General features: G+C 72.3%; 12 protein-coding genes. 7 read left to right on the top strand and 5 right to left on the bottom strand.

The window, feature by feature from the left end; translation table 11 throughout:
• The first annotated feature begins 33 nt into the window (after nucleotides 1-33).
• The 5 genes from fabG to ABEE00_RS27295 all read left to right on the top strand — a co-directional run bounded on the left by fabG (nucleotide 34) and on the right by ABEE00_RS27295 (nucleotide 4,985).
• Nucleotides 34-795 carry a 3-oxoacyl-ACP reductase FabG gene (fabG, locus tag ABEE00_RS27315; protein WP_345748337.1) on the top strand — a complete coding sequence of 254 codons (762 nt, stop codon included), beginning with the start codon at nucleotides 34-36 and terminating at the stop codon, nucleotides 793-795.
• A gap of 58 nt (nucleotides 796-853) precedes the next feature.
• A complete protein-coding gene (locus ABEE00_RS27310; RefSeq protein ID WP_345748336.1) occupies nucleotides 854-1,609 on the top strand; it encodes an SDR family oxidoreductase in 756 nt (251 codons plus the stop codon).
• A 297-nt stretch (nucleotides 1,610-1,906) separates the two neighbouring features.
• A complete protein-coding gene (locus ABEE00_RS27305; RefSeq protein WP_345748335.1) occupies nucleotides 1,907-3,496 on the top strand; it encodes an ABC transporter substrate-binding protein in 1,590 nt (529 codons plus the stop codon).
• Nucleotides 3,497-3,625: 129 nt separating this feature from the next.
• The gene (locus ABEE00_RS27300) at nucleotides 3,626-4,303 is read left to right on the top strand and encodes a uracil-DNA glycosylase (protein WP_345748384.1); all 678 of its coding nucleotides are present in this window, start codon (nucleotides 3,626-3,628) and stop codon (nucleotides 4,301-4,303) included.
• A gap of 193 nt (nucleotides 4,304-4,496) precedes the next feature.
• Nucleotides 4,497-4,985, top strand: coding sequence for a hypothetical protein (locus ABEE00_RS27295; RefSeq protein WP_345748334.1), 489 nt, complete (start codon nucleotides 4,497-4,499; stop codon nucleotides 4,983-4,985).
• A 54-nt stretch (nucleotides 4,986-5,039) separates the two neighbouring features.
• On the opposite strand, the gene ABEE00_RS27290 is transcribed toward ABEE00_RS27295, so the two are convergent.
• The gene (locus tag ABEE00_RS27290; protein ID WP_345748383.1) at nucleotides 5,040-5,549 is read right to left on the bottom strand and encodes a DinB family protein; all 510 of its coding nucleotides are present in this window, start codon (nucleotides 5,547-5,549) and stop codon (nucleotides 5,040-5,042) included.
• A 142-nt stretch (nucleotides 5,550-5,691) separates the two neighbouring features.
• On the bottom strand, nucleotides 5,692-6,372 hold the full coding sequence (locus ABEE00_RS27285; protein WP_345748333.1) for a TetR/AcrR family transcriptional regulator: 681 nt from the start codon (nucleotides 6,370-6,372) through the stop codon (nucleotides 5,692-5,694).
• 134 nt (nucleotides 6,373-6,506) lie between these two features.
• Between ABEE00_RS27285 and ABEE00_RS27280 the strand changes: the two genes are divergently transcribed.
• Together ABEE00_RS27280 and ABEE00_RS27275 are read left to right on the top strand one after the other, a co-directional pair.
• Nucleotides 6,507-7,757: an FAD-dependent monooxygenase gene (locus ABEE00_RS27280; protein ID WP_345748332.1), complete on the top strand. Its 1,251-nt coding sequence runs from the start codon at nucleotides 6,507-6,509 to the stop codon at nucleotides 7,755-7,757.
• Complete coding sequence (locus ABEE00_RS27275) at nucleotides 7,754-8,659, top strand: Gfo/Idh/MocA family protein (protein WP_345748331.1); 906 nt, start codon at nucleotides 7,754-7,756, stop codon at nucleotides 8,657-8,659. The genes ABEE00_RS27280 and ABEE00_RS27275 overlap by 4 nt, the downstream gene beginning before the upstream one ends.
• Before the next feature lie 100 nt (nucleotides 8,660-8,759).
• Here ABEE00_RS27275 and ABEE00_RS27270 read toward each other — a convergent pair whose 3' ends face one another.
• From ABEE00_RS27270 to lnt, 3 genes are all read right to left on the bottom strand, one after another.
• Complete coding sequence (locus ABEE00_RS27270; protein WP_345748330.1) at nucleotides 8,760-10,238, bottom strand: APC family permease; 1,479 nt, start codon at nucleotides 10,236-10,238, stop codon at nucleotides 8,760-8,762.
• Between the two features lie 5 nt (nucleotides 10,239-10,243).
• Nucleotides 10,244-11,710 (bottom strand): aldehyde dehydrogenase family protein, encoded by a 1,467-nt coding sequence (locus ABEE00_RS27265; RefSeq protein WP_345748329.1) that lies wholly within the window; start codon nucleotides 11,708-11,710, stop codon nucleotides 10,244-10,246.
• 447 nt (nucleotides 11,711-12,157) lie between these two features.
• Nucleotides 12,158-13,798, bottom strand: coding sequence for an apolipoprotein N-acyltransferase (gene lnt / locus ABEE00_RS27260; RefSeq protein WP_345748328.1), 1,641 nt, complete (start codon nucleotides 13,796-13,798; stop codon nucleotides 12,158-12,160).
• Between the last annotated feature and the right edge of the window lie 211 nt (nucleotides 13,799-14,009).

Genomic DNA, 14,009 nt, shown 5'->3' with positions numbered 1-14,009 from the left:
GCTCACCACATCCAGGGCGAGGAGAGAACCAGCATGACCAGCAGCGAGCAGCGCGTCGCGATCGTCACAGGCGCGGCCCGTGGGATCGGCGCGGCCACCGCCGTGCGCCTGGCCGAGGAGGGCCACGCCGTCGCCGTACTCGACCTCGACGAGGCGGCCTGCAAGGACACCGTCGACACGATCACCGCGGCGGGCGGCAGGGCCCTCGCCGTCGGCTGCGACGTCGCCGACTCGGACAAGGCCAAGGAGGCCGTCGCGCGGGTCGCCCAGGAGCTCGGCGCGCCCACCGTGCTCGTCAACAACGCCGGCGTGCTGCGCGACAACCTGCTGTTCAAGATGAGCGACGACGACTGGGACACGGTCATGAACGTGCACCTCAAGGGCGCGTTCGTGATGTCCCGCGCGGTGCAGAAGCACATGGTGGACGCGGGCTTCGGCCGCATCGTGAACCTCTCCTCGTCCTCCGCGCTGGGCAACCGCGGGCAGGTCAACTACTCGGCGGCGAAGGCCGGCATGCAGGGCTTCACCAAGACCCTCGCCAAGGAGCTCGGCAAGTTCGGCATCACCGCCAACGCGGTCGCGCCCGGCTTCATCGTCACCGACATGACGGCGGCGACCGCCGAGCGCGTCGGCATGGACTTCGAGGACTTCCAGAACGCCGCCGCCTCGCAGATCCCGGTGCAGCGCGTGGGCCGCCCCGAGGACATCGCCAACGCCATCGCCTTCTTCGCCGGCGAGCAGGCAGGATTCGTCTCCGGGCAGGTCATGTACGTGGCCGGCGGCCCGCTCAACTGAGCCCCGACCGCCGAGCACGTACACCGCGTACACCCCGCACACAAGGGAGATCTGCCAGATGGCACAGCAGGACAGCGGCCGGGTCGCGCTGGTCACCGGCGCCAGCCGGGGCATCGGCTACGGCGTCGCCGAGAAGCTCGTCGCGCGCGGCGACCGGGTGTGCGTCACCGGGCGCAACGAGGACGCGCTCAAGGAGGCCGTGGCCGCGCTCGGCCCGGACCGCGCGATGTACGTCGCGGGCAAGGCGCACGACGAGGAGCACCAGGCGGCGGCCGTCGACCGCGTGATGGAGGAGTACGGCCGCATCGACCACCTGGTCAACAACGCGGGCACCAACCCGGTGTTCGGCCCGATCGCCGACCTCGACCTCGGGGTCGCGCGCAAGGTCTTCGAGACCAACGTGGTCTCCGCGCTGGGCTTCGCGCAGCGCACCTGGAAGGCCTGGCAGCAGGAGAACGGCGGCTCGATCGTCAACATCGCCTCGATCGCCGGGGTTTCGGCCTCGCCGTTCATCGGCGCGTACGGCATGAGCAAGGCCGCGATGGTGAACCTGACGCTCCAGCTCGCGCACGAGTTCGCGCCGAAGGTGCGGGTGAACGCGATCGCCCCGGCCGTCGTGAAGACGAAGTTCGCCTCGGCGCTGTACGAGGGCCGCGAGGAGGAGGCGTCGGCGCGCTACCCCATGCAGCGCCTCGGCGCCCCCGAGGACATCGGCGGCGCCGCGGCCTTCCTCGCCTCGGACGAGGCGGGCTGGATCACGGGCCAGACCCTGGTGATCGACGGCGGCTTGTTCCTGAACGCGGGCGTGGAGTAGCACCACCTGGTTGTGCGCTGAGGGTCTGGTGTGCGCTGAGGGTGCCGGTCACCGCATGGGACCGGCACCCTTTGTCGTGCCGTGAACACAACCTGCTAACGGTGCGTTCACTTGTTGATCTGTGCATGCTCCTGTGGCGGATGCTGCGGTAGTGTCTGCCACGTTTCCGGCCCAGAGCCGCCCCGGCAGCGCCGCGACGGCGCGCCCGAGCGAGCCGGATTCCGCCGACGGTCAGCCGGCACCCCCCTCTTGACCCCGCATCAGCAGTAGTGGCCCCGCCGACTGAGGAGCGCGCACGTGTCCCACCGGAACCGACGTCTGAGGAACTCAGCGACCCTGCTCATATCCCTCTCCCTGGTCGCCGGATGCGGGGCCATCACCGGGGACAGTGGCGAGGAGGACCGCGCGCTCACCGTCGGCACCACCAGTGAGCCGAGCACCCTGGACCCCGCCGAGGCATGGGACAGCTCCTGGGAGCTGTACAAGAACACCTTCCAGACGCTCCTGCACTTCCCCAACTCCAGCACCACGCCCAGCCCGGACGCCGCCCAGCGCTGCGGATTCACCGACTCCGACAGCCAGGTCTACCGCTGCACCCTCCGCAAGGGCCTGAAGTTCTCCAACGGGAACGTGCTGGACTCCTCGGCGGTCAAGTACTCCTTCGACCGCACCCGCCGCATCAAGTCGGCCACCGGGCCCGCGGGACTCTTCGGCAGCATCGACCGCGTGGAGACGCCGGACAAGCGCACCGTGGTCTTCCACCTCAACAAGCCCGACGCGACGTGGCCGTACATCCTCTCCACGCCCGCGGCCTCGATCGTGGACCCGAAGAGCTACCCGGCCGACAGGGTGCGCAAGGACAACAAGCTGGTGGGTTCCGGCCCGTACACGCTCGATTCGTACGAGCACGGCAAGGACGCCGTCCTGCGCAAGAACACCTCGTACAAGGGCGCGGCCAACGTCAAGAACGACTCGGTCACCATCCGGTACTACCAGGACTCGGACAAGATGGTGGCCGCGCTGCGCCAGAAGAAGATCGACGTGACCGTGCGCGGCCTGACGCCCAAGCAGATCACCGACCTGCAGTCCGCCGAGGCCAAGGGCGACAACAGCATCGACCTGAGCGAGATGCTCGGCACCGAGATCCGCTTCCTGGTCTTCAACCCCAAGGACCCCGAAGCGCGCAAGCCCGCGGTCCGCAAGGCGATCGCGCAGCTCATCGACCGCAAGGCCCTGGTGCGCAAGGTCTACCACCACACCGCCGACCCGCTGTACTCGATGGTCCCGGGCGGCATCACCGGCCACACCAGCGCCTTCTACGACGAGTACGGGGACCCGAGCGTGTCCAAGGCGCGCGACACCCTGTCGCAGGGCGGGGTGAACGGCAAGGTCAAGCTGACCCTCTGGTACACCACTGACCGCTACGGCTCGCAGACCGCGGGGGAGTTCCAGGAGATCAAGCGGCAGCTCAACGGCTCCGGGCTGTTCGACGTGAAGGTCAAGGGCCGCCCCTGGAGGGAGTTCCAGAAGGGCTACAGCAAGGGCGAGTACCCGGTGTTCGGGCGCGGCTGGTTCCCCGACTTCCCCGACGCGGACAACTACCTCGCCTCCTTCGCGGGGAAGAACAACGCGGTGGGCACCCCGTACAACAACTCCACCCTCACCGACAAGCTGCTCGCCCCCTCGCGCAAGGAGAGCGACCGCGGGGTGGCCGGGCGCTACTTCTCCCGCGCCCAGAAGGTCGTCGCGCAGGACGCCAGGCTGCTGCCGCTGTGGCAGGGCCGGCTGTACGTCGCCTCGGGCAAGGACATGTCCGGCGTGGAGTGGATGCTCGACCCCTCGGCGCTGCCGCGGCTGTGGGAGCTCCACAAGAAGGCGGAGTGGTAAGCGGTACGTACGCTGCCGCTGCTTCCGCCGCCGCTCCGTCCCGCGGCGACTTGGTCCGCTGTCAGTGGGCACCGGTACGTTCTGGTGCGACAGCCGCTACACCGTCGTGAGGGAGAAGCAGTGAACGGCATGCGGGAGATGCTGCCCGAGTCCTGGCGGGGCGTGCTCGGCGAGGAGACCGAGAAGCCCTATTTCAAGGAGCTCACCGAGTTCGTCGAGCAGGAACGCGAGCAGCACCGGATCTACCCGCCGCGCGAGGAGGTCTTCGCCGCTCTCGACGCGACACCCTACGACCAGGTCAAGGTCCTGATCCTCGGCCAGGACCCGTATCACGGGCAGGGCCAGGGCCACGGCCTGTGCTTCTCGGTGCGGCCCGGGGTGAAGACCCCGCCGTCCCTGCGCAACATCTACAAGGAGATGCGCGAGGACCTGGGCCACCCGGTGCCGGACAACGGCTATCTGATGCCGTGGGCCGAGCAGGGCGTGCTGCTGCTCAACGCGGTGCTCACGGTCCGCGAGGGCGAGGCCAACTCGCACAAGGGCAAGGGCTGGGAGAAGTTCACCGACGCGGTGATCCGCGCGGTGTCCGACCGGCCCGACCCGGCGGTCTTCGTGCTGTGGGGCAACTACGCCAAGAAGAAGCTGCCGCTCATCGACACCGAGCGGCACGCGGTGGTGCAGGGCGCGCATCCCTCGCCGCTGTCCGCGCGGAAGTTCTTCGGCTCCCGCCCGTTCAGCGCGATCGAGGAGGCCGTGGAGCGCCAGGGACACACGCCGATCGACTGGCGCATCCCCGACCTGGGCTGATCCGTACGCCTGGCGCGTCCTCGACCTGGGCTGATCCGTGCGCCGGGTCCGTACGCCGGGCGGGGGTCGGCGCGCGTGCGGTGCCGCGCCGCGAAGGGATTGTCGGTGGCGGCAGCTAGCGTCGGAAGGGCCCGGACAGGTGCGGGCGCCCGCGCTCGCACCGCCCCCCGCACGCGCAGCCAGGAGGACTCCCGTGTCGGAGCCGCAGCAGGAGACGTCCCAGGACGGGACGATGGTCCGCATCGGACAGGCGATCATGCTTCACCGCGGCGGCGACCGCGAGGAGGCGAGGAACAGGTTCGCGCGCCTGTGGGAGGAGTCCACCGGCAAGGGCGACCTCTTCCACCGCTGCACCATCGCGCACTACATGGCCGACACCCAGGACGACCCCACCGACGAACTCCTGTGGGACCAGCGCGCGTTGGAGGCCGCGGACGCCCTGTCGGGGGAGGAGGTCCACTGGGGAGAGCACGCCCTCGCGGTGCGCTCTCTCTACCCCTCGCTGTATCTCAACCTCGCGGCCGACCACGCGAAGCTGGGTGACGAGAGCGCCGCGCTGCGCGAGTTGGGCAGGGCGCGCTCGGCGGCCGGCTCCCTGCCCGACGACGCGTACGGCGCCGGCATCCGCTCCGGCATCGAGGAGCTGGGGGTGCGGCTCGGGGGGAGCGGCGGGCGCGCCTGAGGCGGGCGCCGGCCGCGCCCGAGCCGGTCCCTCGGTGGCTCCCTCGGCAGCCCCTCAGTAGCCCGTCGTCCCGTCCAGGCGCTCCCTGAGCAGGTCCGCGTGGCCGAGGTGGCGGGCGTACTCCTCGATCATGTGCGTGTAGATCCAGGCGAGGTCGACCGGGCGGCCGTGGTGCCGGCCGGTGTCCGCCAGCTCTCGCTCCGCCGCGCGCTCGCGGGCCACCGCGATCTCCTCGCGCCACGTGGCGAACAGGGCCTCGGCGCTCTCCTCGGCCCCGACCCGGAAGTCGCCGTCGGGGTCGTCGTCCGTGTAGTAGCGCGGCGGCGCGTCCTCACCGCTCAGCACCCTGCGGAACCAGTGCCGTTCGACATCGGTCAGATGCTTCACCAGCCCCAGCAGGGAGAGGTCCGAGGGCGGCACAGCGGCCTCGCGCAGGCGCGCGTCGTCCAGGCCCGCGCACTTGTGGGCCAGGGTCTCGCGCTGCAACTCCAGCCATTTCTCCAGGAGTTCGCGCATGCTGCCGGTGACCCCGGGCGGCATGAGCCGCTCGCGCGGCGCCGTCATGCCGCTCCCGCTCGTGTTTCCGCTCCCGGCCCCGCTTCCGCCGTTGTCGTCCGTCTCCGTCGTCATGGCGGCCATTGTGTACGGGGCCGTCGCGGGCGGCGAGGCGATTTCCGAGCACCGTGGCCCCGGTGGCCCGTGGTCCTCAGCCCAGCATGCCGTGCAGCAACTCCCGCGCACCCGCCTGGAGTTCGCCCTCGCTGGGCACCGCGTCGTGGTACGAGCCCGCGGTGCAGGAGAAGAGCACGCCGTCGCACCAGGACACCAGGGACAGCGCGTGCCGCTCGGGGTCGATGGAGCCCGCCTCGGTGAGCAGGGCCACCAGGGGTTCGCGGAAGGAGCTGGTGCCGGTGCGGTCGTACCGGGTGCGCAGCTCGGGTCTGCGGGTGGCCTCCAGGGCGAGCTCGTAGCGTGCGAGCAGCAGGGTCTGGTGGCCGGTCAGATAGCGGTGCAGGGCCAGCGCGATGCTGTCGGCGATCGCCTCGGAACTGCCGCCCAGCGCCGCCGTCTCCCGAGGTGAGAGCACCTCGGCCTCGCGCTCGGCCAGCCGTCGCACCGCGGCCTCCAGCAGCGCGGCGCGGGTGCGCGCGTGGTTGGAGGTGGAGCCCTGCGGGAGTCCCGCGGCCTCGTCCACGGCGCGGTGGGTGAGCCCGCGCATGCCGCGCTCGGCCAGCAGCTCTATCGCGGCGTCCGCGATCAGCTCGGCACGCGGCGTGCGCTCCCCACGCTCCCCGCGCTCCCCGCGTTCCGCGGAACGGGCGGGGGTGCGCTCGCCGGAACGGGAGCCGGGGGAGGGCGGTTCGGTCGGTTCCCTCGAATCGGGCATGGCCGCAGCCTACCGCCCGCACTACGGCTGTAGTAGCGTGGGACTCGTGCACTACAGGTGTAGTGCTCTGGGGCGGTGTGCCCCGAGGCGGTGGTCTCGGGGGCAGAGCGGTCTCGGGGACAGAGGGGGCAACCATGGGCGAGCGCACGGCAGTTGTCATCGGCGCCGGGGTCGGCGGACTCACCGCGGCCGCAGCGCTGCACCGAGCGGGCTGGCATGTGCGGGTGCTGGAGCGGGCGCCCTCGCTGGAGCCCGTCGGCGCGGGCATCGCGCTGGCGCCCAACGCGCAGCGCGCCCTGGACCGCATAGGGCTCGGCGACACGGTCCGCGCGCTGCGGAGCTGGACCTCCGAGGGCGGGCTGCGCACCCCGTCGGGACGCTGGCTCTCGCGCACCAGCAACGAGGCGGCGGCCGCACGCTATGGCGGCCCCCTCGTCCTGCTCCACCGCGCCCAACTCCTGGGCATGCTGCGGGAGATGATCCCCGAGGACGCCGTGACCACCGGCGCCGAGGCGGAGATCACCGACCCCGGCGGCGCGGGGCGCCCGGCCCGTGTGCGCACCGCCGACGGCGACGTGACGGCTCACCTCCTCGTCGCCGCCGACGGCATACGCTCCGCCGCCCGCGACGTCCTGTTCCCCGGCCACCCCGCGCCGCGCTATGCGGGCTTCACCACGTGGCGGATCGTGGTGCCGGCGCCCCGCGGTCCGTTCGCGCCGCACGAGACGTGGGGGCGCGGCCTGCTGTGGGGCAGCCAGCCGCTCCCGGACGGCCGGGTGTATGCGTACGCCGCTGCCGCACTGCCGCCGGGGGAGCGGGCGCCGGACGGCGAACGGGCCGAGCTGCTGCGGAGGTTCGGCACCTGGCACGATCCGGTGCCCGAGCTGATACGCGCCGCCGCGCCGGACGGCGTGCTGCGCAACGACGTGTATGCGATGGCCGCACCGCTGCCCGCACTGCACCGCGGCCGCACCGCGCTCCTCGGCGACGCGGCGCACGCCATGCCGCCGAGCCTCGGCCAGGGCGGCAACCAAGCCATCGAGGACGCGATAGTGCTCGCCCACCACGCGTCGGCACCGGAGTCGGGTCCGGCTCCGACTCCGGAGTCGGAGCCGGACCCCGAGGCCGCTGTCGAGGGGCTGCTGCGCGCCTACACCCGCGACCGGCTGCCGCGCACCAGCGAGGTCGTGCGCCGCTCGTCGCGGGTGGCGCGGATGACCACGCTGACCTCGGCCCCCGCGTGCGCCGCGCGGAACGCCGCGATGGCGCTGGTCAACAGGTTCGGCCCGGGGCTCGCGCTGCGCGCCCTGGACGGAGTGGCCGACTGGAGCCCGCCGGGCCACGCGTATGCTGCCGGGCACGTTCGACGGGAGGAAGCCTTGTGAGAATCGGCGTGATCGGCCTGGGGGACATCGCCGAGAAGGCGTATCTGCCCGTGCTCGCCGCGCAGCCCGGCGTGGAGCCGCATCTGGTGACCCGCACGCCCGCCACCCTGGAGCGGCTCGGCGCCGCGCATCGCATACCCGAGGAGCACCGCCACGCCGACCTCGACGGACTGCTGGCGGCGCGGCCCGACGCGGCCTTCGTGCACGCGGCCACCGCCGCGCACCCGGCGCTCGTCGGCCGGCTCCTGGAGGCCGGGGTGCCGACGTACGTGGACAAGCCGCTGGCGTATGAGCTCGACGCGTCGCGGCGGCTGGTGGAGCTGGCCGAGCAGCGCGGCACCCAGTTGGCCGTGGGCTTCAACCGGCGCTTCGCGCCCTGTTACGCCCAGTGCCTGGAGCATCCGCGCGAGCTGATCCTGCTCCAGAAGCACCGGGTGGGGCTGCCCGAGGACCCGCGGCGCATGGTGCTGGACGACTTCATCCACGTCGTGGACACCCTGCGGTTCCTGCTGCCGGGCGTGGCCGACGACGTCGCGGTGCGGGCCCGGGTGCGCGAGGGCCTGCTGCACCAGGTGGTGCTGACCCTGGCGGGCGACGGGTTCACGGCGATCGGCGCGATGAACAGGCTGTCGGGTTCGGCCGAGGAGATCTTGGAGGTCTCGGGCCAGGACACCAAGCGCGAGGTGCGCGACATGGCGGCGATCGTGGACCACAAGGGCCAGCCGAGCGTGCGCCGCCGCGGCGACTGGGTGCCGGTGGCACGGCAGCGCGGCATCGAGCAGGCGGCGCTCTCCTTCCTCGACGCGGTGCGCGCAGGGAAGGAGCTCACGGCCCAGGATGCCCTGCGCACCCACGAGTTGTGCGAGCGCATAGTCGACGACATCGAGGCAGCGGCGGGCTGAGCCCCGGGGAGGGGCCGCGGCGGGTGAGGTGCCCGCCGCGGCTTGTGGAGCTGGGACTCGTGGAGCTGGAGCTCGTGGGACTGGGGCCCAGCCCAGCGCCTCAGCCCCGTGCGCCCGGTGCGGGCTCCTTCGACTGGCGCGGGATCGCGTCGTCCGCGGGGGCGTCGCTGCGGCCGTAGTGGTGCGTGGTGAACATGTAGAGCAGTCCCGCCACGACCACCACGCCGCCGCTCAGCACCACGATCCAGTTCTCGTACCAGGGCGCCTCGGGGGTGCGCGGCCAGGCGATGGTGATGATCGCGAAGATCCCGTAGGCGAGGGCGCCGGCGTTCACCAGCAGCCCCCAGCGGCCCAGTTGGAATTCGCCGCTCGGGCGCCAGCCCTTCAGGCGGGCGCGCAGGGCGGCGAGCACGACCATCTGGAAGGCGCCGTAGATGCCCAGGATCGCGAAGGACACGATCTTGGTGAGGGCATCGGCGGAGATCAGCGAGCCGAAGGCGATCAGTACCGGCAGCACGGCCGCCACCAGCAGCGCGTAGCCGGGCACCGCCCGCGCGTGCGAGAACTGCCGGAGCAGCTTGTGGCCCACGATCATCTCGTCGCGCGCGTACGAGTAGATCAGCCGGCCGGCCGCTGCCTGGAGGCTCACGGTGCAGGACAGGAAGGAGATCAGCACGACCGCCATCACCCCGCGCGCGCCGAACTCGCCCAGCGCGTCGAAGAGCACGGTCGTCACCGGGTCGGACGCCTTGCCGCTGATCACCGCGCGGTAGTCGGCGACGGAGAGCAGCAGGCACAGGCAGGTGAAGGTGGCCGCCGCGCCGCCGATGTAGATGGTGCGGCGCATCGCCTTGGGGATCATCTTCCCCGGGTGCTTGACCTCCTCGGCGACGTCGCCGCACGCCTCGAAGCCGTAGTACTGGTAGAAGCCGATGATCCCGGCGGACAGGAACACCGGCAGATAGCTGCCGCCGCCCGAGGCGCCGAAGTCGTCGAAGAGCACGCCCAGGCCGTGGTGCCGCTCGGTCACCAGCAGCCACACGCCCACGATCAGCGCGCCCACCAGCTCGGCGGAGAAGCCGATCACCGCGGCCCAGGACAGCACTCTCGTACCGGCGTAGTTGATGAGCACCGCGAGCACGATCAGGCAGACCGTGCACAGCACCGTCGTGTGCACGGTGGGGTCGAAGCCGAGCATGATCGCCACATAGGGGCCCGCGCCGTACGCGACGCTGGTGATGGTGATGATCAGCGCCCACATGTAGATCCAGCCGGACATCCACGCCCAGCGCTTGCCCCACAGCCGGCGCGTCCACGGATAGACCCCGCCCGCGATCGGGTACTGCGCCACCACCTCGCCGAAGATCAGCGCGACCAGGAACTGCCCCGCGCCCGCCATCACGAACGCCCAGATCATCGGCGGTCCGCCCTCGGCGAGCGCGGTGCCGAACAGGGTGTAGGTGCTCACCACGGGGGAGAGGTAGGTGAAGCCCAGCGCGAAGTTCGCCCAGGGGCCCATGTCCTTGCGGAACTCGCTCCCGCGCTCGTCGCCCGCCGCCGCGGGCTCCTCGTGTGCCACCGGGCTCAGCCCTTGAACCAGCCGGAGGGGCCCGGCCGCAGGTTCTGGTAGATGTGCTTGGCCTCGCGGTACTCCTCCAGGCCCGCGACGCCCAGCTCCCGCCCGACGCCGGAGCGGCCGAATCCGCCCCATTCGGCCTGGGGTACGTACGGATGGAAGTCGTTGATCCACACGGTGCCGTGCCGCAGCCGGTTCGCGACCCGCTGCGCGAGGCTCGCGTCGCTGCTCCACAGCCCGCCGGCGAGCCCGTACCGGGTGTCGTTCGCGAGCCGTACGGCCTCGTCCTCCGTACGGAACCGCTCGACCGTCACCACCGGCCCGAACACCTCCTCCTGCACGATCCGCATCGAGCGGTCGCAGTCGGCGAAGATCGTCGGGAGCAGGAAGAAGCCGTTCGCCAGCGCGGGGTCGTCCGGGCGGCGGCCGCCGGTGACCAGGCGCGCGCCCTCCTGCCGCGCGATGTCGAGGTACGCCTCGACCTTGTCGCGGTGCTCGGCGGAGCTGAGCGGTCCGCTCTCGGTCTGCGGGTCCAGGCCGCTGCCCAGCCGGATGCGGCTCGCCTTGTCGGCCATCCGCTCCACGAACGCGTCGTGGACGTCCTCGTGCACGATCAGCCGGGAACCGGCCGAGCACACCTGGCCCGAGTGCAGGAAGGAGGCGTCCAGCGCGTAGTCGACCGCGGCCTCGAAGTCGGCGTCGGCGAACACCACGTTGGGGTTCTTGCCGCCCAGCTCCAGCGCGATCTTCTTCACGCCGGGTGCCGCCGCTGCCATGATCCGCTGTCCCGTGGACAGCCCGCCGGTGAAGGACACCAGGTCCACGTCGTCGTGCGCGACCATCGCCGCGCCCACCGAACCCCCGGAGCCCAGTACCAGGTTGGCCACCCCGCGCGGCGCCCCGGCCTCCTCGATCAGCTTGACCATGTGCACGGTGCTGAGCGGGGTCGTCTCGCTCGGCTTGAGCACGAAGGTGTTGCCGGCGGCGAGCGCGGGGGCGACCTTCCAGGACGCCTGGAGCAGCGGATAGTTCCACGGCGCGATGAGCGAGCAGACGCCGACGGGGTGGTGCACGACGCGGCTCAGCACGTCGGGGCCCACGTCGACGACGCGGCCGCCGTGCTTGTCGGCGGACTCAGCGTAGAAGCGGAACGCGTTGCTGACGTCCTCGACGTCGATGCGGGCCTCGGCGAGCGTCTTGCCGGTGTCCAGGGTCTCGATGCGGGCGATCTCCTCTTGATCGCGCAGCAGCAGTTGGCTCACGCGGTGCAGTACGTCGGCGCGGTCGCGGGTCGGGGCGTCGGACCAGCCGCCCGCGTCGAACGCGCGGCGGGCCGCCTGGACGGCGGCGTCGACGTCTGCCTCGGACGCCTCGTCCACGGTCGTCACGACCGAGGCGTCGTACGGGTTGACGACCTCACGCGTGCCGCCGCCCGCCGCGGTGGTCCAGGTCCCGTCGATGAACAACTCCGGCACGGATGGTTCCTTTCGCGCGGTGTGGTGGCGCTGGTCTTGTCGGTTGCGCCCCAAGGTTCTCCGTGCGTCGCCGCGAGGCCACCCGCCGCACCGGTGTGGGGGAGGGATCCGCCCCGGGTGGCGTACGCGCTTCGCTTCGCGTGTGCCGCGCGCCCTTGCGCTTCGCGTGTGCCGCGTGCCCTTGCGCTTCGCGTGTGCCGCGCGCTGGGTTGCTTTCCGCCGCGACCGTCGCGTTCCGCTGCTGGTCGGCTCCCGCTTCGTATGCGCGCTTCGCGCCCCGAAACCGCCGGGCGGTCTCGGCTGTGGCCGCTTTGCGCCGCGGCGGGAGTGGGTGGGTGGGTGGGTGCGGGCGCTATTGCCTTGCCCGGCTGCCTGCGACGCTCCGCGCCGCCGGCTGCCTGTGGGTGGCGGCGACGCTTCGCCGCCGGGAGCGCTTGATTGCCGCGGTCAACGTTCGGCCGGGGCGGGCTCGTTGGGGGCCGGTTCGCCGGGGACCGGGGAGGGGGCCTGGTTACGGCGTACGGCTCGGGCGCCTGCCAAGAACGCGTACGCCGCGACCCCCGCGAGGCATCCGTACGGAACCCAGTCACCGAAGCGCACGTACAGCGTCGTGCCCGTCGTGGACGGGACCCCGTACACCCGCGTGCCGCTCTCCCGCACGCCCATCCGCGGGCCCAGGGCCTCGCCGCGGCCCCCGTACACGGCGCTCTCGCCCGTGAGGGTCGCGTGCACCATCGGGCGGCCGCTCTCCGCGCCCCGCAGGGCGGCGAGCGAGGCGTGCTGCGCGGGTGCCCAGCTGTGCTGGAAGGTCGCGGTGGAGGACTGCGCGACCAGCAACTGCGCGCCCTGCCGCACCAGATGGCGGCTCATGTCGGGGAACGCCGTCTCGAAGCAGATCAGCGGCCCGAAGCGCAGCCCGCCCGCGCGCATCATCACCGGCTCCGTGCCGCGCATGCGGTCCTCGCCCGCGGCCTTGCCCACCGAGGTGGCCCAGCCCAGAACCGAGCGGAACGGTACGTACTCGCCGAACGGCACCAGGCGCATCTTGTCGTAGCGCGGACCCGTGGGCCCGTGCGGGGTGATCAGTACCGAACTCTTGAAGATGCCGTGGCCGTCGGCCCGCCGGGCGTCGACGTTCACCAGCAGCGGGGCCCCGACCTCGGCGGACAGGGCGGCGAGGCGGGCGCGTACCCGGGGGTGCGCGCCGAGGTCCACGCCGATGCTGCTCTCGCCCCACACCACCAGGTCGGGGCGCTGCCCGCGGTGCGCCATCTCCCGGGTGAGCTGCGCGCTGCGCTGGTAGCGCTGCTCCACGGTCGGCGCCTGTTCACCGGCCTGTATGACGCCGATGCGTGCCGTACGGCCCGGGTCCTCGGCGGGCCGCGGCGCCCACGCCCAGGCCGCGGTCGTGGCGGCCACCGCCAGCACCAGGGTGACCGCCCCCGCGACACGGCCCCTGCTGGAGACGAGCAGCGCGGTCACACCGACGTTCACCGCGACCACCAGGAAGCTGATCAGCCACACCCCGCCCACCGAGGCGAGCCGCAGCGCGGGGCCGACCTGCCACTGGCTGGCGCCGAGCAGGCCCCAGGGGCCGCCCAGGAACTGCCAGGAGCGGACCAGTTCGACCAGCAGCCACCCCGCGGGGAGCAGCAGCGCGGCCGTACCGAAGCGCGCCGCGCGCGGGGCCCCGTTCGCCGCTCCGCCCGACGCCGCGTCCGCCTCCGCACCCGACGGACCGTCAGGAACCCCGCCCAGCAGCCGCCGTGCCAGCCACCCCCACGGTGCCCAGAGCGCGCCCAGCAGCGCCGCGAGGACCAGCGTGAACACGTGCAGGCTCGGGATCAGCCAGTGGTGCACCGCGAACATGAAGCCGGTGCCGCCGAGCCAGCCGTACAGCGCGGCCCTGCGCCCGGTGTCCGCCGAGCGGAGCAGCAGCAGCCACGGCACCAGGCACACCCAGGCCAGCCACCACAGCGCCGGAGTGGGGAAGGCCAGCGCGGGCAGCGCGCCCGCGAGGAGGGCGAGGAGGGCGCGTACGGCCGGTGCCCGCCGGGCACCGGCGCCGGACTTCCGCGCCTCGCGCATCCCACGCCTCCCAGGGCAGCTCCGTGCGGCGGCAGGTCCGTGCCGGCCGGGCACCAGTGTGCGGGACCGGGACGGCGCAGGCGAGAGCGCGTGACCCAGTCAGTGGGCGGAAGCGGCGCCGGCGGACGGTCCGGACGCGCGCGGGACGGCGGAACCCGCGAAAGAGACGAGAAACCCGCGAACGGGAGTGTTGACAGGGGCAGTTGGCGCT

Source organism: Streptomyces odontomachicola (assembly GCF_039605595.1).
Classification (GTDB): Bacteria; Actinomycetota; Actinomycetes; order Streptomycetales; family Streptomycetaceae; genus Streptomyces.
Note: the sequence above shows the minus strand (reverse complement) of the source record. Positions and strands in the feature narration are given on the sequence as shown.